We start from the raw sequence: 23797 nt of genomic DNA on the forward strand, positions 1-23797 counted from the left end.
ACCGTTTCGCGTATCCGGTATTAGCATTCGTTTCCGAATGTTATCCCAGTCTTATGGGCAGGTTACCCACGTGTTACTCACCCGTCCGCCGCTAACCTTACCCGAAGGTAAGATCCGCTCGACTTGCATGTATTAGGCACGCCGCCAGCGTTCGTCCTGAGCCAGGATCAAACTCTCCATTAAAGTGTTTGACTTGCTCATTACTTAACTAGCTATTTAAAACTTGTTTGAATCGACGTGATTCATTTGTTCAGTTTTCAAGGAACTTGTTTGTCACAATTTGTCGTGACAAGATGTTATGTTATCAGCTTCTTCATTCTTTGTCAACAGCTTGTTTCACATTTTTATTTACTTCGATGTGTTTCGCTATTGATGTCGTGTCTTCCGAAGCGACAAGAAGTAATATACCATGTCTGATTTTGAAATACAACTTGTAATAAATGACATTTACCTTTCGATTACCTTTCGCTTCATAAATTAAACGCCGCAAGCCTTTTCCCAAAGACCTGCGGCGCACTAGCATGCTATAAAAACTTAAGCTTCACCTAATAAGCGGAGCAATTCGTCTTCATCCTCTATCACGGTAATTCCAAGATCACGGGCCTTGGTCAGCTTGCTGCCTGCGCTCTCGCCCGCAATAACGAAATCCGTCTTTTTCGAGACGCTGCCGCTGATTTTGGCGCCAAAGGCTTCAAGCTTCTTGGTTGCCTCATCCCGCGACATTTTCGACAAGGTTCCCGTTAATACAACGGTCTTGCCGCTGAAGATACTGTCCTGGCGAACAACAACCGGCTGCTCGGCTTCGGCTTTTACGCCAAGCTCGCGCATACGGGCTATGCTTGCAGCGATAACCGGATCTGCAAAATAGCTCACGATACTGTCCGCTACAATGGCGCCGACATCCTGCAGTCCCACAAGCTCTTCTGCCGTTGCCGACATAACGGCATCAAGGCTTCCGTAGTGGTCGGCAAGCATTTTGGTAGTTGCTTTCCCCGTGTTCGGAATTCCCAGGGCAAAGAGGAAGGCCGCAAGATCGCGGTCTTTCGATTTTTCGATGGCATCCAGCAGCTTGCGCGCTTTTTTGTCGCCGAAACGGTCCAGCTTAATCAAATCATCATAACCAAGCGCATAAAGATCCGCCGGATCATGAACATTGCAGTCCGCATACAGCTGCTCTGCCGTCATTACGCTGAAGGCTTCAATATCCATGGCATCGCGGGAGGAGAAATGGGTGATTCGCCCGATAATTTGCGGGCGGCAGCCCAGCTTGTTATTACAGAACAGATGCGCTCCGCGCTGCTCAAGCTCCGTACCGCAGGCGGGACATACGGTTGGGAAGACAATCTCCTGTCCGGGCTCCTCGTCTATTTTGCCTAATATTTCTGGTATTACGTCGTTCGAGCGGCGGATGGATACAAGCGTGCCCAAGGCATACTTCAGGTTCTTCCGCTCAATGTCTCCGATATTGTTAAGCGTACAGTTCTGTACCGTAACTCCTGCAAGCTCAACTGCTTCAACCCTTGCTACCGGCGTGATTTTGCCCGTACGGCCAACTTCCCAGGAGACAGACTCCAGCACCGTTGCCGCTTCTTCCGCCTCAAACTTGAAGGCCACCGCCCAGCGCGGGAACTTATCCGTATAGCCAAGCGCCTCGCGCGTTCGCATATCGGTAAGTTTCACGACAGCACCATCGATCAGGAAGTCGAACTCCAGGCGCTTCTCGGCAATCCGCAGCAATTCTTCCTGCACTTCTTCAATGGAATTGAAATACAAAGCATAAGGATTCACTTTGAACAAGTTATCCTTCAAAAACTGCTGCATCTCCCGATGGTTCGAGAACGAAACTCCTTCCGCAAACCCAACATTATAAAAGAAAGCATTCAGCTTACGCTCCGCCGTTGTTTTCGGATTCAGGTTACGGAGCGCGCCAGCAGCTGCATTGCGGGCATTCTTGAGCGGTTCTGCCGCCGTCTGGTTATATCGCTCGAGAACGGAAAGGTTCATAATGCCTTCCCCTTGCACTTCGATAATTCCGTCTCTGAAAGGAATAGTCAGCGGTACGGAACGAATGGTCTTCACCTGAGCCAGAATTCCCTCGCCTACGGTTCCGTTGCCGCGGGTGGATGCCTGGATAAGCTGGCCATTCTCATAGGTCAGGTTAAGGGTTAAACCGTCGAATTTCAGCTCAATGACATAATTGGGCTGCGGAAGAGGCTCCTCTTCCGGATGCTTCGCGTTATAGTCATTAATCGCTTTAAGTACCCGCTGATTCCAAGCCAGGAGATCTTCGGTATCCTGCGCCTTGTCGAGACTCCATAAGCGGGCCCGGTGACGGTGGGGCTCAAAGCCTTTGAGCAGTTCTCCTCCAACACGCTGCGTAGGCGAATCGGGCAGTACAACGCCAGTAGCCGCTTCCAGCGCTACCAGCTCGTCGTACAGCTTGTCGTAGTCCGCGTCATTAATAGTGGGCTGGTCAAGCGTGTAATACGAATAATTATGGGCGGAAATTTGCGCCGCCAGCTCTTGCATGCGGGTCAACTGCTCAGGCGTTGCCGTCTGGTTTTCCATGGGAGGGTCCCATCCTTCCATCCATTTAGACTTTTGTTATTGGTGCAAATCCGGCCAAAAGCCGTTTGACGCCAACCGGCGCAGGGAAAGCGATTTGCAGCTCCATATCGTTGCCCGTCCCTTTGACGGAAACGATGACGCCTTCGCCCCATTTGCCGTGCGCAACCTTGTCGCCGGCAACAAAGTTCCGGTCCGCGGCATTCCCCGCGGCCGTTCCGGCGGTAGCCGCCGCTTTCGCGGCCGCGTCTAGCGGTGTGCTCACGCGCACTCCCGCCCCCGATGGTCCCGGGGTGCGGGCTCCGGCGCCGGACGCGCCGAAGGATGGCGCGCGCCCTGCGCCAAAGCTGGCGCCGCTACCGCTGCTGCTACCAAAGCTGGAGCGGCTTGCGCCGCCGGCAAAGCTGCCGGAGCGGCCAATCGTACCGCCGGGCGAAGCCAGCATCTTCACGTTGTCCGGCACTTCCTGCAGGAAACGCGAAGGCAGGTTGGCGCTAATGCGGCCGAAGAGAGTCCGGCTGCGGGCGCAGGTCAGGTAGAGCTGCTTCTCCGCTCGGGTAATCCCTACGTAAGCAAGGCGGCGTTCTTCTTCGAGCTCTTCGTTATCGTTCAACGCACGGCTGTGAGGGAAGATGCTCTCCTCCATCCCGATAATAAAGACAACCGGGAACTCCAGGCCTTTCGCGCTATGCATCGTCATGAGAACAACGGAATTGTTGTCCGCCGGTTTTCCGTCATCGTCTTTGTCCATTGAATCAATATCCGCGATCAGGGCAAGATCCGTCAGGAAAGCGACTAACGTCTTGTCTTCGTTGCGCTTCTCGAAGTCCATCGTAACGGACAGGAACTCGTCGATGTTTTCGAGGCGGGCAGTCGACTCAAGTGTCTTCTCGCGCTGCAATTCAATGCGGTATTGCGACATCTCCAAGACTTTCTCCGTCAGCTCGGTTACGGACAGATAGTCGACCATCTGCGTTAAATTATCGATCATATCCTTGAATTCGTGCAGCAGACCCTGTGCGCGGGCATTCAGATCTATCCCTTGCAGATTGCCAAGCACGTTAAAAATAGACGTTCCTTGACGAACGGCTTCCTCCGCCAGCTTCGCTACCGTCGTATCGCCGATTCCCCGCTTCGGAACGTTAATGATCCGCTGCAAGCTGATATCGTCGTCCGGATTGGAGATTAATCTGAGGTAAGCAAGCAAATCCTTGATCTCTTTGCGGTCATAGAACTTGATGCCGCCGACAATCTGATACGGAATGTCGGACTTAATCAGAATTTCCTCGATTACGCGGGACTGGGCGTTGGTGCGGTATAGAATCGCATGGTCATCGTACCTGCGGCCGTTTTTCACGTTTTTGCTGATCGTGCCGGTTACGAAATACCCTTCATCATGCTCGGAGTCGGCCTGATACAAGGTAATCATGTCGCCTTCTCCCTGGTCGGTCCACAGCTTCTTCGGCTTGCGGCCCGTGTTCAGCTTGATGACGGCATTTGCCGCTTCCAGAATGTTGGCCGTCGAACGGTAGTTCTGCTCGAGCATAATGGTACGTGCTTCCGGATAGTCATCCTCAAAGTTCAGGATGTTCGTAATGTCCGCTCCGCGCCAACGGTAGATCGACTGGTCGCTGTCGCCGACAACGCAAATATTATGATGCTTGTCAGCCAGCATGCGGCAAAGCATGTATTGCGCGCGGTTCGTATCCTGATACTCATCCACATGGATATAGCGGAATTTGTTTTGGTAGAACTCGAGCACTTCCGGCATTTCCTTGAACAGCTGAATCGTTGTCATGATCAGATCGTCAAAGTCCAGCGAGTTGTTGCTCTTCAGCCGCTTCTGGTACATCTTAAATACTTTCGCCACAATATCGGTAAAATAGTCGCCTGTCTTCTGCTCATAGCGCTCCGGCGTAATCAGCTCGTTCTTCGCGCCGCTGATTTCAGCCTGCACGGCTTTCGGCTCAAACTTTTTCACGTCGATATTAAGCTCTTTCATGCAATTGCGGATAACCGACAGCTGGTCTGCGGAATCCAGAATCGAGAAGTTGGAGGTAAAGCCGATACGGTCGATATCTCTGCGGAGAATCCGAACGCACATGGAGTGGAAGGTAGAGACCCAAATATCCTGACCGGAAGGGCCAATGAGCGCCGCTACCCTCGCTTGCATCTCCCTTGCCGCTTTATTGGTAAAGGTAATGGCCAGAATGCTCCACGGCGCAACCCGCTTCTTCTCGATTAAATAAGCAATACGGTGAGTAAGCACGCGGGTCTTGCCGGATCCCGCTCCCGCCATGATAAGCAATGGTCCATCCGTCGCTTGAACGGCATCCCTCTGAGGAGGGTTCAGCTTCTGTACGGCTTGATCAATATTTATCGGATTAAACATAAATGTACTCCTTATTTATAAGTTCTGTTCGCATTTGTTCGCGTCTTACTGATAGTGTAGACAACAGCCAGGAATGTGTCAATTTGCAAATAAAAAGCTATTCCTAAAGCTTATCATTACGCTCTCGGAATAGCTCTGCGATGCCTTGCATCTCTTGGAAAAGCTTCTGTCTTCATCTTGCTTCCGCAAGCTTTGTACATTTATCCCCGTGCTGCGGCACGGACAGCCTCAACCGTCGACAGCGCCGCTTCCAGATCTGTGTAGATGATGTTTCCAACCACAATCGTATCGGCAACGCGGGCAGCCTGCTCGGCGGTATCGGTATTATGAATGCCTCCGCCGTAAAAGAGCTGCGCCCCATGAGCCGCTTCCTTCGCTGCGCGGACCAAGGCCATATCGCCAAATCGGCCGCTATACTCGATATAAATAACCGGAAGATGCATCAGCCTCGCCCCCATGCGGACATGGGCTACCAAAGACGTCTCGTCCAGCTCTGTGTCGGCGCCTGTTACAGCAGCGGCCGTCGCTTCGCCGTTGAGGATAATATAGCCCTGCGAAGCGGTCTCTTCCCACGGTACAAAAGAACCGTATTCCTTAAGCCCTTCGATCTGCCGGCCAATAATCCATTCCGACTTGTCCGTATTGAGCACAATCGGGACAAAATAACCGTCAAAGCCGGGAACGGCCCCGTCGACGGTCGAAACCTCGAGGGCGCAATCAACCTCATAGCGGCGGATGCGCGCCATGAGGTCAACCGTATTTTCAAACGTAACGCCGCTGGAGCCGCCAACTATGATCGCATCGGTTCCGGACATACAGATGGCGTCTAAAGCCTCATCCGAAATTTCCTTCTCCGGATCTAATTTGAACACATGTCTCCAGCCGCTGTACCATGCTCCACTCATAAAGGCGGTTCTCCTTATTTCACAAGCTGCCCGCGCGTAACGCCGAGCTGATTCGTTGCTTTTAACGTTTTCCATACTTTTGTGCCGCTAATGCGGCCGTCCAGCGCGTCACGGTACAAGCCAAGCACTTCGCGTACTTTATCCGCGGTCTCTTCCAAGAACTCAACGCGGTAGGAAGGTACGCCAAGCTCCATGAAGTTGCGGATATATTCGGCGCCCGATTGCTCGATCGCGTTATATACCGTATTGCGGCAGCCCTCGTCTACGCGTACCGGATGGGACATGCCAATCCGGTCCTGCAGGGATGCGCGGTGATCCTCGCAAGGACGTCCGCAGTTCGTATAGTCGGTACCTTCGCTCATAAACGTGCAGTAGACGCAATGTTCGGTATGGAACATCGGCAGATGCTGCTGAATCACGACTTCCAGACGCGTTGTGTCGGACTGCTCTAGCATATCGACCATCTGCTGAATATTCAGGTCGTAAGATGGTGTAATCAGATCCAGACCGGCTTCCGCAAATACCTCAACGGCTTTGTGATTCGCTACGTTAAGCGAGAAATCGCCGATCAGCTTAGGAAACGGCTTGCCCGGGTTCTCCGCGCGCGCGCGCAGGTAGTAGTACAAAGCACCCGTATTGCGGATTAGCACGGCATCCGGCTGGAGCTTCAATATATTCGCATGGTAGCCGTTCTCTCCCGGCATATGAATACGCGGCGTAGCCAGCGCAATCGGCTTGCCTGCGCGTCTAGCCACTTCAATTGCCGCAGGGAACTGCTTAATAAATTCAAAGTCGGCATAAATCATCTCGACATCCATTTGGACAGCCGCTTCCACCTGCTCCAGATTGCGGCAGAGTGCCGTCAATTTCGGATCGGATACCTGCTGCTTGGATGGCTTGGCTTTTGCGACTGCGTTCGGCGCATCGTCAAGCGGATCGATCATATGCTTCACGTATACCGGCGGTTTCGGACGTTCGCCTGTCAGCTTCTCGACCGCTTCACGGCGCATCCGGTTCAGTTCGCGTACGGGTACGATAACATCGCCCTCAAGCGCAACCTCCAGTTGGTCCAACTGATAGAGCGAGCCGCCAAGGCGGCCAAGCTGGTCCTCGAGCAGCACAGCGTCCATGGGACGTTTATTCGCCTGTTCCAGCATCAGCTCGGATTCAACCTCTACGGTGATCCCCTTCTGTACATCCGTCCACCAAGTGCGAAGCGGTTCGCCAACAACACCCGATACTTTCAAATGCAGAGGGAATACGCGGTATGGCTTCTCGATCTCGAACGTTGTGCGAAGACGCTTGTCGAGGGCAGGGTCATTCGTCTTCCAGATCTTATCGCCAACATGGACTTTGCGCAGGTCTACGTCATTACGTCCGGCAACCAGTTCAAGAAGAGTTCCTTCCTGCGCTTCGCCTTCGATCTTCTGGCCATGACGGCGCAGATCGTAGACGCGTCCGCCTTCTTCCTTCTTCGTTGGATCGCCAGCGTCAAATACGATACCGTCACCGCGCTTCAGCGGAGCTTCCAGGCGGATCGTTACCGCATCGCGCAAAATCCGTTCGACGCGGCCCAGATAAACGCCGCGGCTTTTCGGGAAGGTGCCGTCTACCAGCTGCTTGTTGTTTGTCCCTTTCAGGAAGCCATGGGTGAAGCCGCGGGAGAAGCTTTGCTGCAGCTCACGGACTTCCTCTTTCGAAGGACCCGTAAGATCACCGGCAAAATAGCTGTCAATCGCACGGCGGTATTTGCTCACTACGTTAGCTACATATTCCGGGCTTTTCAGACGGCCTTCAATTTTAAAAGAAGTTACGCCGGCTTGAATCAATTCCGGAATGAGGTCGATAGCCGCCAGGTCTTTCGGAGATAATAAGTAAGCGACATCCCCCATCGGCTTATGCTCGCCGTCTACCATTAAATCGTAAGGAAGGCGGCATGCCTGCGCGCATTCGCCGCGGTTCGCGGAACGGCCTCCCCACATTTCCGATGTCAAGCATTGGCCCGAGTAGGATACGCAGAGCGCGCCATGCACGAATACTTCCATCGGAAGCTTCGCCTGCTCGCCGATCTTTTGAATTTGCTTCAGGTTATTCTCACGGCCAAGAACGACGCGTTCCATGCCAAAAGGCTTCGTGAATTCCACAGCCTCAGGCGATGTAATCGTCATTTGCGTCGAGCCGTGGATCGGGAAATCCGGAGATAGCTCGCGGATCATTTTCACAAGACCCAAGTCCTGCACGATTACCGCATCTACGCCGGCATTAATACACATTTCTATCAATTGCTTCGCATCGCGAAGCTCGTCCTCAAATACGAGAATATTAAAGGTCAGGAAACCTTTTACGCCATAGGTATGAAGAAACGCCATAATCTCCGGCAGTTCTTCGCTCCGGAAATTGTTTGCGCGTGCGCGGGCATTAAACTTCTCTACACCAAAAAAAATGGCATCCGCGCCGTTGGCCACTGCTGCGCGCATGCAATCCCAGTCGCCGGCAGGAGCCAGCAGCTCGATATCCTCTCGTTTTATATCAATTGTCATTCGACATTCATTCCTCCATTTGTAAACCTGCTACTTACTAGTTTATCAAACCGCGGCAGCAGATGCCACCACCCAATACTGGCAGGGAAGAGAAAAGAAGCCGATTCTCTTCGATGAGAACCGGCTTCTTGGTTATTGTTTAAAAAAACTTAACGGATTGCAGAACCGCATTATACTCATTTAATTGGCTAGGCGTCGCATTAGCTTCGTTAACGCCGAATTGGAAGATGATTGTATTTCCTTTATTCTCAAAGAAATACAGCTTCTCGGTTACCGGAATGCCTTGCACCAGTTCACCCTTGATTTCCAAGGTTTGAACCGTATTTCCGTTAATAAAGGTTGTCGATACTTCGGAAACATTATAACCGTCTTCTTTTAATCCTTTTTGGAACGCGACGCTGGCTGATGCCTTGTCAACGTCTTCATATACCTGAATGAACATATGACCGTAGTTATTGCTGTATCCCACATTGTCTTTGTTAAAATCGGTATCAATACCGAACCAATAAGCAGGCAAATCTACAGAGTATCCGTAAGTGCTGCTCTTTTTCGTGTTCACTTTCGTACGGTCGATGTTATCGTACTCGTCTTCGATTTGGCCATAATTCTTCTCAACGTAAGCCGTGTCAACGTCTACCGTTGCCATCGTAGACTTGAACAATGCATCGCCTTGAGCGCCAAGCTTCGAGTCATAATTAAAGTTAAGATCATAACGGTAGCTGCCTACAACCAGGAATACTTCATTAGCCGTATACCAGATTTTTTGATCATAGCTGAACTCATAAGACAGGACGAGAGCATTGCCATCCTTCATAACAATAGAAGAAGTCTTCTCGTTTTTAATATAATTCGGCAGGAAATCATCGTGAATCTGCTTTTGTACGCGGGCAAGCCATTGATCAGCCGTGTCCTGTGCCTGAAGCGAAGAGATGCTGAAAGAGAAGTATCCGTTCTCGCTTACGTACTGAGGGTTCGAGCTGTCCTTCACGCCGTACCATCCTGCCGGAAGCTTAAGCGAAAGTCCAAATTCTTTGTTATTGATGGACATAAGGCCATCTTTAACTTTGGTGATATCTTTAATCGCGTTATCCGCTTTGTTGAAGGATGGCATAAAGCTGTCCAACAACGACTGATACGGATCAAGGGCAGTCTTTTCGGTTCCAACTACGCCTACCATTACGAAATAAAGCGTTTCGCCTTTTTGCGTAGCGCGGTATTCAAACAGCATTCCTTGCTTCGATGATCTTGTTACGATTTTCTCGAAGCTTTGGCCATTCACCGTAATGCTCCGTTTGTCGACGACTACCTCATCGCTGTACATCCAGTCCACGGTAATTTTATCGCGGATTTCACTGCTGGTCAGAACATCCGACGAATGCTCCGTCGATACAATGACGCTGGATTTGCTGGTTGTGCTGCCCCATTCCGCATAGGTTCCGTCATCGCTTTGTTGAACAAGCACAAGCCCTGGCGGATAGTTCATCGTCCAGCCGTAGTAGCTGTCGCCGAATTTGGTTTTGCCATAGTCAGGGTCCAGGTTAGTCGAACCGCCGCCCGAATTACTAGTGCCGGATTGAGCAATAGTGCCGGTGATTACGATTTCATTGGTCTTCTTATCTTTGCCGATCTTCGCGCCAAAGGCTTCAACGATTACGCGTACTGGCACCATCGTTGTACCTTTGATTACAACTGGAGCAACCGCAACCGTCTGGTCCTTGCCGTTTACTTTTACGGTTTTGCTGCCAATCGTTACGACCACGGTTTTATTGTTATAAGTCAGCGTGATAATTTTGTTGTCTTGCAGCTTCAGCTTAGCGCCAAAAGCTTTCGTGATAATGCTAAGCGGCACCATGGTTGTTCCTGCTTTTTCAAAAGGGGCCTGTACAGTTGATTGTTTCCCGTTAATCGTAACGGTCGAGCTGTTTGTTTTGAGGCGGATTTCTACGTTACCGCTCGCAGAGTCTGCTGCAAAAGTCGCTGCCGGCACAATCGTTACGACCAGCAATACCGCTAACAGCATAAACATAAATCGTTTCATCTTCATTCTCTCTACTCTCCCTATTTTATAACGGAATAAAAGATTAAGCCGTTGTTAGCGTCAGTTTACGGGTAACCAAATCGCCATCCATCATCATTGTTACTTCAATCTGTTGGCCGGGTAAATACGATTTCAATAGCTCATTAACTTCTACAATAGAAGAAATCTGATGGCCTGCTACGGAATACAGCACATCCCCAACCTGAATGCCAAGCTTCTTGGCCGAATCCGATTTGACAGAAGTAACGGTTAAACCGTCATCGGTTGGCAGACCAACGATAGCCGCGTAGCTCTCTTCCAGCCCTATTCCCAGGGAGGAACGCTTCACGTAGCCGTACTTGAAGAAATGTCCCGTTACGTAGGACACGGTATCGACCGGAATCGAGAAGCCCATGTTATCGATGCCTTCATCCACGAATTTCATGGAATTGATGCCGATCACTTCGCCTTTCATATTCACAAGTGGTCCGCCGCTATTCCCCGGATTAATCGCGGCATCCGTCTGCAGCAGACGGTAGTACGAGGATACCGAGCGGTTCATGCCGCTAAGCACGCCGGTTGTTGCCGTGTTGCGAAGCGAGAAAGAGACGGGCGTGCCGATTGCAATAACCGTCTCGCCGACTTTTGCTTGCAGCGGCGATGCCGCAAACTTCGCTACCGGCAGCTTGGTCGCATTGATTTTGACAAGCGCCAGGTCGCTTACTTCGTCGACATTGCTTCTTTTCCCGCTATATTGCTTGCCGTCCGCGGTTACAACCGTAATGTTGGTCAAGTCTTTTACAACATGGGCATTGGTCAGAATCCAGCCGTCCGCTTTCATGATAACGCCTGTCCCATGTGCCAGAACATAACGCTGGTCGCCGCCGTCCGTCGGCTTGCCGATGATTCCTACAACGGAAGGAGAGACTTTGCTGACGACAGACGGTACATCTGCCGGAGGAGTATAGGTATAAGTCTTGGTTGATGCGTCGTACGTTCCCGCACCTCCCAAAGTACTCGTCAGCGACGATGCCTTGACGTATACCTCTCCGTTAATCTTGGTCGCGCTCATTTTCATTGTTCCGGGGCTTGTTGCCGTTCCCGCTGCAAACGCTGAACCGGCTACCAACAGCCCTCCCGTTAGGACGATGGCGCCTGCGCGAAGCATACTACGTTTCATTCTATCACTCTCCCAGATCCAATCAAAAACGAGAATCCATTTATAGAAACACGTTCTAAATGTATCATGCCAAAGTACTATACAACAAGAAGAATTTGTAAGATAAAAACCTTTATAATAAGTAAATAAATAGGCGAGATAAACATCTTTTTTCATAACGATTAAATATCCAAAAAAACGACAAACGGAAGTCTCATATTTCAATAAATTCGACGTGTTTTTTGAGACCTAACGCAAGCGGAATGCGTTATCTTGCCGCGCGGGGAGATTGCTTTCATTTGAATTGCCTAGTTTGTATGCGATTTTGGTTTTTCTTTCGTAAAAATGAGGTATACGCACTGCTAGAATGCTATAATAGGGACAGCCAAACCTTAGGAGGTAATAATAATGAAATTAGGCGTATTTGCCGTACTTTTCTCGCAAAAACCATTTGAAGAAGCACTCGACTATATCGCTGCCAAAGGTCTTGAAGCGGTAGAGCTTGGTACAGGCGGCTACCCTGGCAACGCGCATTGCGATCCAGATACATTGCTTGCTGACGCAGGCAAATTGAAAGCGTTTAAACAAGCGGTAGATTCGCGCGGACTGATTATCAGCGCACTGAGCTGCCATGCTAACCCGCTTCACCCGCAAAAAGCGATTTCCAGCGCAGACGACGCGATTATCCGTAAAACAATCGAGCTGGCTAACCGCCTTGAAGTACCGGTTGTAAACACCTTCTCCGGCTGCCCTGGCGACCATGAGGATGCAAAATATCCGAACTGGCCGGTTGCTCCATGGCCAAACGATTTCCAAGAAATCCTCGCTTGGCAATGGGAGAAAAAAGTTATTCCATATTGGTCTGAAATCGGCGGTATCGCTGAGCAAAACGGCGTTAAAATCGGCCTGGAGCTGCACGGCGGCTTCTCTGTTCATACCCCTGCTACTCTGCTTCGTCTTCGTGAAGCTGCAGGCAAAGCGATTGGCGCTAACCTTGACCCATCCCATATGTGGTGGCAAGGCATTGACCCTGTTGAAGCAATCAAAATCCTGGGCCGCGAAAACGCGATCCATCACTTCCATGCGAAGGATACTTCCATTGACTTCAACAACGTGAACAAACACGGCGTAACGGACATGCAGTCTTACACACTGATGCTGGACCGCGCTTGGCAGTTCCGCTCCGTTGGCTTTGGTCACGATCTGAAAACATGGGCAGACATCATCAGCACGCTGCGTCTCGTTGGCTACGACTACGTTGTCAGCATCGAGCATGAAGACGGCCTGATGTCCGTTGAAGAAGGCTTCTCGAAAGCTGTTCAAAACCTGCAGCAAGTTCTGATTAAAGAGCCTGTTGGAGATATGTGGTGGGTATAATTCGGATTGGTTAAGTGATATTCGCTGCGCGAAAGTATGTTTCTTCCGATCGCTGTTGGCCGATGATTTCTTTGAATTAACCGCTCAGCGGTTGAAATCTTCGGCCAAAGGCGAACACTCCGTTTCTCCAGAAACATACTTTCGCTCCGCTCACTCAAAAACCGCCGAATTAAAGAAATGAGCAGTAAAACAGCCTGCCTGGCTTATGCCGGGCAGGCTGTTTTTACATGCGATAAAGATACTAGGATAACGTCTCCCACTTCGCCCACATCTCCTGGGGGTTAAGCTCGTAAATTTCGTTCTCCCGGAACATGAATTGATGCATGATAAATTCACGGCGGATGGTCGCGAAATCCTGGTGGAAACCTTTGATGAATTCGTTGAGCTCCTTCTCCGTGTATTTACGCCCCTTTTCCAGCTTGGAGACCATATACTCGAGTACGATAAGCTTCTTCTTAAGCTGAGCCGGAATAGACTTCAGTTGACCCGTAGCAGCGAAGAAGTTCTTGATCACGGACTGCCTTACACGCTCAAATTCCTCGTTCATTTGTTCTTCTCCTCCTTTCTGTTGAGATGTCCGATAAATCAGATTAGCCGCAGCGTTAGAGCCGCTCTTGATAAAGTAGTCATTGAGCGAGAAGTAAATAGTGTTCTTCTCTCTCCGTTCATTAATTAAACTTGCTTCACGAAGCTTCGCCGCGTGGTGAGTAACGGTAGCCGGCGTTACGCCAAGCTTCTCCGCCAAGACCTGCCCGTTGAGTTCTCCGTCCGCCAGTAAAATCAGAAGCCGAATACGTGTCGGATCCGCTAATGCTTTATGGTAGTTCACTACCTTATCTAATTGCATGAAAATCTTCACTTCCCTTCATTCAACTAATTTAATGATTATCTAATTAGATGATTATTAAATAAGATATTAATGGATCACCTAGCAAATGTCAATTGGCAAATCAAAAAGCGCCAGCCCATTTTCCTCTCGGATCATGAGCTGGCGCTTATAAATGTATAAAGCCTGCCGGCAAACCGGCAGGCCTTGTATTTATGCCATCCAAACTTTAAAAATCATAATGTAGTCTATGTAAAGAAACAAAAGCAACGCTATCGTAGTGAATCCGATTGCAAATACATTTTTCTTAGGGCGAGCTTTTACTAAACGTACAAAGCCAATCAAGATTAAAATGGTGAACGCAAGCATGAACCAGTCAAATGTATTGATGTTGCTGGTGGATTTAGCTGCTTCCTCTGCTGCCAAAAACATCGAGTGACCCCCTTTTATTCGCACGTAGCCTATATTACTTCTATGTTATCTTCAAGTGGCAAATCATGCAAGTCCGATTCAGATTTCGTAACAAGTTTGTCACGTTTTCCCACATTTGTTCTTTAAAACGTTGTCATACCAGTATACTCTGCAAGTTAATTTGTCCAATTCTGCCTCTATTTATAACTAAACATACAAAAGAGACTCCCTTTCCATCGGATAAGAAGAGTCTCTCTCGCCTCACACTTACTCCACGGCGCCTGCCGCAACGCTTTCTTCGACAGCGCGATGCCTGTTCACCGTGCGTTCGCGGTCGCGTTCCATAATTGGCTTCAAATACTTGCCTGTATAGGAACCGGATACCTTAACAACATCCTCTGGTGCTCCCGATGCAACAATTGTACCTCCGCCATTGCCGCCTTCCGGTCCAAGATCGATCAGATAATCGGCTGTCTTGATCACATCGAGGTTATGCTCGATAACAAGGACGGATTCGCCCGAATCAACGAGGCGGTGCAAGACTGTAAGCAGACGGTCGATATCATCGACGTGAAGCCCTGTTGTTGGTTCGTCCAAAATGTACAGCGTCTTGCCGGTACTGCGACGGTACAGCTCGGAAGCCAGCTTCACGCGCTGCGCTTCGCCGCCCGACAAGGTTGTCGCCGGTTGGCCCAAGGTCATATAGCCAAGACCAACATCAAGCAGAGTCTGCAGCTTCCGGTGGATACGGGGAATGTTCTCGAAGAACTTGGTTGCGTCCTCAATCGTCATCTCCAGCACCTCGGCAATGTTTTTGCTCTTGTACTTCACTTCCAGGGTCTCACGGTTATAACGCTTGCCTTTGCAAATCTCGCAAGGGACATACACGTCCGGCAGGAAGTGCATCTCAATCTTGATAATACCGTCTCCTCTGCACGCTTCACAACGGCCGCCCTTTACGTTAAAGCTGAAACGGCCTTTCTTGTAGCCGCGAACCTTCGCTTCATTCGTTGTGGAATAGAGATCACGTACATCATCGAATACTCCCGTGTAGGTAGCCGGGTTCGAACGAGGAGTACGGCCAATTGGAGACTGGTCAATATCAATAACCTTCTCCAAATGCTCAAGACCGCGCAATTCCTTGTATTCGCCTGGACGCACTTTCGCCTTGTTCAGGTCGCGGGCCAGCGTCTTGTACAGGATCTCATTCACGAGTGTAGATTTACCCGAACCGGATACGCCGGTAACGGCCGTGAAGATGCCCAGCGGAATCTTAACATTAACGCCGCGCAGGTTATTTTCCTTGGCACCGCGGATCTCCAGCCACTTCTCGCCGGTCTTACGGCGCTCAAGCGGAACCTCGATAAACTTCTTCCCGCTCAAATATTGGCCGGTCAGCGAGTTATCGTCCTTCATAATTTCCTCGGGACTTCCCTCGGCGGTTACCATTCCCCCGTGAATACCTGCACCAGGGCCAATATCAATAATATAATCTGCGGCAAGCATCGTATCTTCATCATGCTCGACGACAATAAGCGTATTACCGAGGTTGCGCATATGTTCCAGGGTCTCGATAAGACGGTCGTTATCGCGTTGATGCAGACCAATGCTTGGCTCGTCCAATATATACAGAACGCCCATCAGACTGGAACCAATCTGCGTAGCGAGACGAATCCGCTGTGCCTCTCCGCCGGATAAGGTACCTGCGGCACGGCTCATCGACAAATATTCAAGGCCAACGTTCACAAGGAAGCCTAGACGGCTGTTGATCTCTTTCAGAATGAGTTGAGCAATCTTCAGCTCTTTTTCGTTTAAGATAAGGGAATCAAAGAAACGCTGCGCCTCGCCAATTGATAACGAAGTCACAAAGGAAATATTCTGTTCGTTAATCGTAACGGCAAGGCTTTCTTTCTTCAGACGATGGCCCTTGCAGGTCCCGCATGGCTTGGCGCTCATATAGGCTTCAATATATTCGCGGATACCTTCGGAAGCCGTCTCCCGGTAGCGGCGCTCCAGATTATGAACAATTCCCTCGAAAGGAACATAAGCTTCCTTCCGGTGGCCAAAGTCGTTCTCGTACAAAAACCGTACACGCTCTCCGCCTGTACCGAACATCAGCTTCTTCATCTGATCGGCTGTTAGATCCGATACCGGTACATCCTGCGGAATATGGTAATGCTGGCACACTGCGCTCAGGAATTGCGGGTAATAATTCGACGTGCTCCCCGCCCAAGCTTCGAACGCCCCTTCATTTATGGCTTTGCTCAGATCCGGAACAAGCAGGTCCGGGTCAACAATCATCTTCACGCCAAGACCGTCACAATCCGGGCAGGCACCATACGGACTATTGAAAGAGAACATACGAGGAGCCAGCTCTTCAATGCTAAATCCGCATACCGGACAAGCCAGGTTGGAGCTGAACAGCAGCTCCTCTTGGTCAATAATATCAACAATAACACGGCCGTCAGCCAACTTCAGCGCCGTTTCCAAGGAATCCGCCAACCGGCCTTGAATATCCGCTTTCACCACGATACGGTCGATAACCACTTCAATATTATGCTTCTTGTTCTTCTCAAGCTCGATTTTCTCGCTAAGCTCCCGAAGCTCGCCGTTTACCCGGACACGGACATAGCCTTGCTTCTGGATATCGGCAAGCAGCTTGGTATGCTCACCCTTACGGCCGGAAACAAGCGGCGCCAGAATTTGCAGCTTCGTCCTCTCCGGATATTCCATAATACGGTCAACCATCTGCTCAACGGTCTGCGAAGTAATCTCGATGCCATGATCCGGGCAATGCGGTCTTCCCACCCGGGCAAAGAGCAAACGCAAATAATCGTAAATTTCCGTTACCGTACCCACCGTCGATCGCGGGTTACGGCTTGTTGTCTTCTGGTCAATGGAGATAGCCGGAGACAAGCCGTCAATGGAATCGACATCCGGCTTCTCCATCTGCCCGAGAAACTGCCGGGCATAAGCGGACAACGACTCTACGTATCTTCGCTGGCCTTCGGCATAAATCGTATCGAAAGCAAGCGAGGATTTACCGGAGCCGCTCAGTCCCGTCAGGACGACAAATTTGTCGCGGGGTATGGTAACATCGATATTTTTCAAATTGTGGGCTCTAGCCCCTTTGATTACAATCTTGTCACTAGCCACTTCTTACGTTCCTCCCATTCCTTGTCTCTAGCTCATCTCCGCTTTCAATTCCAGCAACGCGTCACGCAGCTCTGCGGCTCTCTCGAACTGCAGATTCTTCGCCGCATCCTTCATCTCGGCTTCCAGCCTTTGCAGCAAAGCTTGGCGTTCCTTCTTCGTCATCTTCTCGGAGCCTACGCCAGTCAAATATTCCGACTTCTCCTCGGCTACTTTCGTTGCCTTTATATCATCATGCACTTTCTTGCGGATCGTCTGAGGCGTAATCCCATGCTCTTCGTTATAAGCAATTTGGATGGTCCGGCGGCGCTCCGTCTCCTTCAGCGCCTTATCCATGGAATCGGTAATCTTATCCCCGTACATGATAACCCGGCCATCGCTATTACGCGCAGCTCTGCCAATCGTCTGAATCAACGAGCGTTCGGAACGGAGGAAGCCTTCTTTGTCCGCATCCAATATCGCAACAAGGGATACTTCCGGCAAATCGAGGCCCTCCCTCAAGAGGTTAATACCCACAAGCACATGGAACGTACCGAGACGCAGGTCGCGAAGGATTGCTATCCTCTCCAGCGTCTTGATATCGGAGTGCAGATAACGCACTTTAATGCCAATCTCTTTGAAATAATCCGTTAAATCCTCGGCCATCTTCTTCGTCAGCGTGGTGACAAGGACGCGTTCATCCTTGGCTATCCGATCGCGGATCTCGACTAGCAGATCATCGATTTGTCCTTTTGTCGGACGCACCTCAATAATCGGATCCAGCAGGCCTGTCGGACGGATAATCTGCTCAACCATCGTTGGGCAATGCTCCAGCTCATAAGGTCCCGGTGTCGCCGACACGTAAATCTGCTGTTTCGCTTTTTCCTCGAATTCTTCGAAGCGCAGCGGCCTGTTATCCAGTGCGGACGGCAGACGGAAGCCGTGATTAACGAGCATTTCCTTCCGCGCGCGGTCTCCGTTGTACATAGCTCTAATCTGCGGCAGGGTAACGTGCGATTCGTCAATGACGATCAGCATATCTTCCGGAAAATAATCCATCAGCGTATACGGCGTTGCCCCGCGCTCGCGGAAGGTCAAAGGTCCGGAATAGTTCTCGATGCCGGAACAGAAGCCCATCTCCGCCATCATTTCGAGGTCATAACGGGTACGCTGCTCCAGACGCTGCGCTTCCAGCAGCTTGCCTTCTTCCCGAAGCTCCGCAAGACGTTCCTCCAGCTCACGCTCGATATTGCCAAGCGCAACCTTCATCGTTTCTTCGTGGGTAACGAAGTGAGACGCCGGGAATATAGCAACATGATCGCGTTCGCTTACGATCTCGCCGGTAAGCACGTCGATTTCCGTAATCCGTTCAATCTCATCGCCAAACAGCTCGACCCGAATCGCCCGCTCATTATTGGCAACCGGGAAAATCTCTACAATATCGCCGCGCACGCGGAACGTACCGCGGATAAAGTTAATGTCATTGCGCTGGTACTGAATATCAACAAGCTTATGAAGAATCGTATCTCTGGACTTCTCCATGCCTACCCGCAGCGACAGTACCAGACTGCCGTACTCGGAAGGCGAACCGAGACCGTAGATGCAAGATACACTCGCTACGATAATGACGTCCCTGCGCTCGAACAATGAACTGGTCGCGGAGTGGCGCAGCTTGTCGATCTCATCATTAATGCTGGAATCCTTCTCAATATAAGTGTCCGTAGACGGGATATAAGCCTCAGGCTGAAAATAATCATAATAGCTGACGAAATAACTTACTGCATTGTCCGGGAAAAACTCCTTAAACTCGCTGCACAGCTGTGCCGCGAGCGTCTTGTTATGGGCAATAACCAGCGTCGGCCGGTTAAGCTGCGCTATCGTATTGGCAATCGTATACGTCTTGCCCGTACCCGTCGCACCAAGCAAGGTTTGCTTGACTTCGCCGTTATTCACGCCTTCAACAAGTTTTCTGATGGCTCCCGGCTGATCGCCCTGCGGCGTGTAGTCCGACTTTAATTGAAATAATTGCTCTGAAATCTCATTCACTTGCGTCATCCACCCCGTTTCCCTTACTCATCAATCATTATAGTCAATATATACAAGCGTAAACGGCTTACACCTCCTTAGAACTTAGAAGGAATAGCAACCGTCTCGCGGACAAATCGATACGCACACAGCATATCCGAATGTGTGTTCCCCTCTATTATAGACGTCTATAGAGGCTGATGCAAACATAAAATCAAAGGGCTTTCCCTAAGCAGCCGCCCAGGAAAAGCCCCTTTCTATTTAAACATTCAAAGTACGCGAACGGTCTTCCTCTTTCGCGTAAACGCCGCCGCTGCGCCTTGCCGTCCTTGCGCGGCGCAAAAGGTCAATCAGCGTAGCGGGCTCTGCCGAAGCGTAATAGGTAGCCCGCTCATCAGGGGATAAAATAACCCCGAGCTGATGATGCTCCCCTTCATAACGGGCCCGCTGCACAAACTTGATCTCGCCCTCTCTGTTCAGCACCTCAAGCTTATACATCGCCGAATTGTTCTGCAGCGCCTCATGAAGATCTTCTTTCGTGAACACCCTGGTGCCGTTCACCTTCGAAATAATCTCGCCGGCCTGCAGCTTCATTGCCTCAGCAGGCGTACCCGGCACGATACCGAGAATACGCAAGCCGCGCTGATCATTCACGTACAGCGGACTTTGCGTGGATTCCACCGCTCGGCTGCGCCAGATGATGGCCTCATGCAGCAGCAGCGAACATAAAGCGGCAAGCGGCAGCAGCGCCGGCAGCCACCAGGCGAGAAGCGCCGCACCGGTCAGCAGCAGGCTGTACCACATGAGCCCTTTTGCCGCATGGCGGGCTTTGGCCTCAGGCAGCATCGTGCGCGTCATTTCGCTGAAGCCGATAATCATCGGCAAAGCGACAACTGTCCAGCCCTGCGTCCAATCGCCCCCGAATAACGGCGTCCAAGGCAGGTCAACTACCGATGTCCCTCCGGCTGCCGGCACAAGCAGCAGCAGCGGAACCGGCCAGAAGCCCTGCAGCATATAGCCGCCCACAAGCTTCCCCCGCTTCCCTTCCAGGAAGAGCGGAGTAGCCAGCTTGTTTCCTAGTCTCCGGACAAGGAAAGCTTCTACCAGATGAAGCAGCGCTACCAATACGAAAATCCCCGGCATATCAAGTCCGGCAAGCGAGTTCGCCGCGTCTCCAAGCCATCCGTCACTATTTTCGAGCGAAGTAAAACCAACGATCCATTGCAGAAGCGCTAATGCTCCCGCGCCATAGGCAAAGCACAGATAGCGAATTCGGAACAAAAGAAGCACAACCGCCGAACCCCATAGCCATAATACGGCATCGCCGGTTAGAGTTAGGCCGATAAAAGCACCTGCAACGGAAGCGAGCACCCCGGCTGCAAGCCCGGCCAGCATCGCTTTTGCCACGAGCCGCGGCCAGATGTGCAGCCTTACGGCGAACATCCGTCTTTCCAAGCTGATCTGTCTCGTATACTGAAGGATAATAAATAATACCGCAATATAATAAAAAGGCTGCACAAGCAAATGTATAAATGCCCGGCCGAACTGGTCCAGTAAAGCATTGGCTGCATCCAAACGCTACACTCCCATCTCCATCCAAAATAAAAGGCTGACTCCGCTTTAGAGCCAACCTTTTATAAATTCGCCGTCTCCTCTTTATTTCCTGCTGACCGCCTGGATTGCTTCCAGCAGCTGTTTGTCATTCTTCTGATCCTTAATCCATTTTACTACGGCCTGCTCCAAAGACGACGCCGTCTTCGTATCGATCTCGCCTGTAACCGGCAATCCGGAAGCGTTCTGGAAATCCTTAACGGCTTGCTCGGTCGAAGCGTTATAATAACCGTCTTCCCGCTGCGTCGCGTAGCCAAGGCCGGACAACATCACTTGCGCGTTCCGAATCTGCTCCCCCAGCATATCCTTGCGCAAGGTCTCCGTTAAGGTAAGCCTTGCTACCGTATACAGCTTCGGCGGCTGTACTTCCACGGTTGGCTTGATGCCCTTCTGATGAATCCAATTGCCGTCCGGCGTCAGCCATTTCGCAATCGTCATTTTCACCAAACTGCCATCCCCAAGCGTCTTGTTATAGCTTACTTGCACCGTTCCTTTGCCGTAAGAGGTTTCCCCGACAAGAGCAGCCCCTGCCCGCTCCTGCAGAGCACCGGCGAGTATCTCGGAAGCGCTTGCGCTGCCTTTGTTCATCAGCACGGCAATCGGATACGTTTTGCCTCCGCCTTGCGAGGTCGTTTTCTCGCGGTGACCATCCCGGTCTTCGACCTGTACGATTGTTTCACCCTTCGGAATGAACTGTTGAGCAATCTCTACCACAACCGGCAGGATACCGCCCGGATCGTTCCGCACGTCAATAACAAGACCTTTCATGCCTTGCTTCTCCAGCTTGGCGAGCTCTTCCTTGAAACGGTCCGCCGTGTTAAGGGAGAACTGACGGATTTCAATCACGCCTACGCCGTCGCTGCGCAGATTAGCGTACACCGTCTCCACATCAATGTCGTCGCGGACAAGGATGAGATCGATCGGCTGGGTATTGCCCACACGCTCAATCCGAAGCTTCGCTTTTGTCCCCTTAGGGCCACGGATCTTGGCGACAGCATCATTCAAGGTTAAACCGTCCAGCTTCTCGCCGTTGACCGATAAGACGACATCCTTGGCGAGCAGCCCGGCGCGTTCTGCCGGCGAGCCTTTGATAGGCGCTACAACCACGACTTTGCCTTTTTCGAGCGTAACCTCGGCGCCAATGCCGGAGAACGACCCCTCGATAGACTCGGAAAATTGCTTGGCGACATCCTTCTCCATATAGACGGAATAAGGATCGTCAAGCGATTCCATCATCCCTCTAACCGCCCCGTCAACCAGTTCGTCCCGGTCAATATCCTTAAAATATTTAGTTTCGATTAACCCCAGAACCGCATTAATCTTCGACTCTTCCTTCTTGCTGAGCCCGCCTCCATCGCTTGCCGCGGCAGCCGACACGGAAGGCTGCTTCCCGTTAGACGCCCAGAAGACCTGATCGCCTATCGTTAATGTTACGAGCACTGATGCCACCATCGTCATCAGCAGAAGGACAAATACGGTTCTTCCTTTAAAGTACACGTTCGACACCATCCTATCCTTAACGCTAACCTGTATTGAAGTGAACCTCATTAGTATATGATAAGTTGTCCGTATTTATTTACAACTCTTCCTAATGCAGGAGAAGGCATACTCGTGAATAAACGGAACAGTTCCGCATTCCCGGTATGCCTTCCAAGCAAAAGTTATTTCAAATAGCCCGCCGGATCAACGGGATCCTCGTTTTTCCGGACTTCGAAGTGAAGATGCGGTCCCGTGGAATTGCCGGTGTTTCCTGATTCCCCGATTTTTTCGCCTTTCTTCACGGTTTGGCCTTTCTCTACCATGATACCGCCATTGCGGAGATGACCATAGAGCGTCCATAGACCGTTGCCATGGTCAATAATAATCGCATTGCCGTAACCGCTCCATGTTTGGGCAACGATTACTACACCAGCTTCAGCCGCGTAAACATCGGTCCCTTGCGGCACCGCAAAGTCAATGCCGGTATGAAGCTTCTTCACATGGGTAATCGGATGAATGCGGTAACCAAAGTTCGAACTGATTCGGTAGCTGCTGCGAAGCGGCATTCCCAGCTTACCGCCGGAGTATGGCTTTTTGATCGCGTTTTTCTTCTTGTTCAGATCGGATACTTTCTTGGCAAGGGCAAGCAGCTCCTTCTCCTGCTCATCGCTGATATCCTCAAGCTCTGCGATTTCCTTGTTGTAGCTCGCGATCAGAACTTCTTTTTCTTCCTCTTTTTCATCCAGCTCCCCTTTATACTTCTGGAGCTTCGTATACATCGTCTTTACTTCTCCAAGAGCCGTCTCGACGTTAGCTTTCTTTTCCTCTACCATGGCTTGATCCTTCTTGTGCTGCTCGAGAATCGTGCGGTCCTGGCTCAGAATGGAGTGCAGCGAATCGAACCGGTCGAGAAAATCCGAGAAGCTGGTGGCGCTGAACAATACCTCAAGGTAAGAAACCGCGCCGTTCTCATACATCAGCTTCAGACGGGATTGTAGCAGCTCGTCCCGTTCTTTCACCTGTTCGATGGCTTTGTCCAGCTCTTTGCCGGCCTTCTGGAGCTCCGCTTCCTTGGTATCCACCTGGTCTTGCACATAATTAAGGTTGTCCGTAACCTGATCCAGCTGTGCGGTTAATTTGAGGATGGCCTGCTGGGCATCTTCCTTCTTCCCGGAGATATCCGCTTTCTTGGCATCGGCATTTTTGGCGATTTTCTGCGCCTCTTCAATCTGTTTCTTTGCCGCGGCAAGATCCTTGTTGATTTTATCTACGGAGGATGCGGCATTTCCGCCAACAGGCTGCAACAAAAATACAGTCAACATCGTTATGACGATAAACCCTTTTTTCACACTCACCTG

At 50.8% G+C, this 23797-nt stretch carries 14 protein-coding genes and 1 rRNA gene; 1 reads left to right on the forward strand and 14 read right to left on the reverse strand.

The annotated features are described in order from the left end of the window. The 7 genes from WFJ73_RS30130 to WFJ73_RS30160 all read right to left on the reverse strand — a co-directional run. Window positions 1-183, reverse strand: a 16S ribosomal RNA gene (locus WFJ73_RS30130); the annotation flags it as partial. A gap of 351 nt (window positions 184-534) precedes the next feature. Next, window positions 535-2568, reverse strand: coding sequence for an NAD-dependent DNA ligase LigA (gene ligA, locus WFJ73_RS30135; protein ID WP_336776587.1), 2034 nt, complete (start codon window positions 2566-2568; stop codon window positions 535-537). 25 nt (window positions 2569-2593) lie between these two features. Further along, window positions 2594-4957 carry a DNA helicase PcrA gene (pcrA, locus tag WFJ73_RS30140; protein ID WP_336776588.1) on the reverse strand — a complete coding sequence of 788 codons (2364 nt, stop codon included), beginning with the start codon at window positions 4955-4957 and terminating at the stop codon, window positions 2594-2596. A 200-nt stretch (window positions 4958-5157) separates the two neighbouring features. Next, a complete protein-coding gene (locus tag WFJ73_RS30145; protein ID WP_336776589.1) occupies window positions 5158-5862 on the reverse strand; it encodes a heptaprenylglyceryl phosphate synthase in 705 nt (234 codons plus the stop codon). 14 nt (window positions 5863-5876) lie between these two features. After that, window positions 5877-8402: a U32 family peptidase gene (locus tag WFJ73_RS30150; protein ID WP_336776590.1), complete on the reverse strand. Its 2526-nt coding sequence runs from the start codon at window positions 8400-8402 to the stop codon at window positions 5877-5879. Between the two features lie 139 nt (window positions 8403-8541). Further along, on the reverse strand, window positions 8542-10446 hold the full coding sequence (locus WFJ73_RS30155) for a copper amine oxidase N-terminal domain-containing protein (protein WP_336776591.1): 1905 nt from the start codon (window positions 10444-10446) through the stop codon (window positions 8542-8544). A gap of 37 nt (window positions 10447-10483) precedes the next feature. Beyond that, the gene (locus tag WFJ73_RS30160; RefSeq protein WP_336776592.1) at window positions 10484-11599 is read right to left on the reverse strand and encodes a S1C family serine protease; all 1116 of its coding nucleotides are present in this window, start codon (window positions 11597-11599) and stop codon (window positions 10484-10486) included. Between the two features lie 387 nt (window positions 11600-11986). Here WFJ73_RS30160 and WFJ73_RS30165 point away from each other — a divergent pair, with 387 nt between their 5' ends. Next, a complete protein-coding gene (locus WFJ73_RS30165; protein ID WP_116393574.1) occupies window positions 11987-12955 on the forward strand; it encodes a sugar phosphate isomerase/epimerase family protein in 969 nt (322 codons plus the stop codon). Window positions 12956-13196: 241 nt separating this feature from the next. On the opposite strand, the gene WFJ73_RS30170 is transcribed toward WFJ73_RS30165, so the two are convergent. The 7 genes from WFJ73_RS30170 to WFJ73_RS30200 form a co-directional block, all read right to left on the reverse strand. Beyond that, complete coding sequence (locus WFJ73_RS30170; RefSeq protein ID WP_336776593.1) at window positions 13197-13802, reverse strand: DUF2087 domain-containing protein; 606 nt, start codon at window positions 13800-13802, stop codon at window positions 13197-13199. 192 nt (window positions 13803-13994) lie between these two features. Beyond that, window positions 13995-14213, reverse strand: a complete 219-nt coding sequence (locus tag WFJ73_RS30175; protein WP_116393576.1) for a hypothetical protein — start codon at window positions 14211-14213, stop codon at window positions 13995-13997. A 246-nt stretch (window positions 14214-14459) separates the two neighbouring features. After that, on the reverse strand, window positions 14460-17348 hold the full coding sequence (gene uvrA / locus WFJ73_RS30180) for an excinuclease ABC subunit UvrA (protein WP_336776594.1): 2889 nt from the start codon (window positions 17346-17348) through the stop codon (window positions 14460-14462). A gap of 27 nt (window positions 17349-17375) precedes the next feature. After that, entirely contained in the window at window positions 17376-19379 is a 2004-nt protein-coding gene (gene uvrB, locus WFJ73_RS30185; RefSeq protein WP_336776595.1) for an excinuclease ABC subunit UvrB, read from the reverse strand. A 231-nt stretch (window positions 19380-19610) separates the two neighbouring features. Beyond that, entirely contained in the window at window positions 19611-20924 is a 1314-nt protein-coding gene (locus tag WFJ73_RS30190; RefSeq protein ID WP_336776596.1) for a PDZ domain-containing protein, read from the reverse strand. 81 nt (window positions 20925-21005) lie between these two features. Next, window positions 21006-22457, reverse strand: coding sequence for a S41 family peptidase (locus WFJ73_RS30195; RefSeq protein WP_442956005.1), 1452 nt, complete (start codon window positions 22455-22457; stop codon window positions 21006-21008). A gap of 164 nt (window positions 22458-22621) precedes the next feature. Further along, window positions 22622-23794: a murein hydrolase activator EnvC family protein gene (locus WFJ73_RS30200; protein ID WP_336776597.1), complete on the reverse strand. Its 1173-nt coding sequence runs from the start codon at window positions 23792-23794 to the stop codon at window positions 22622-22624. Window positions 23795-23797 lie beyond the last annotated feature (3 nt).

Source organism: Paenibacillus sp. MMO-58 (assembly GCF_037146255.1).
GTDB lineage: Bacteria > Bacillota > Bacilli > Paenibacillales > Paenibacillaceae > Pristimantibacillus.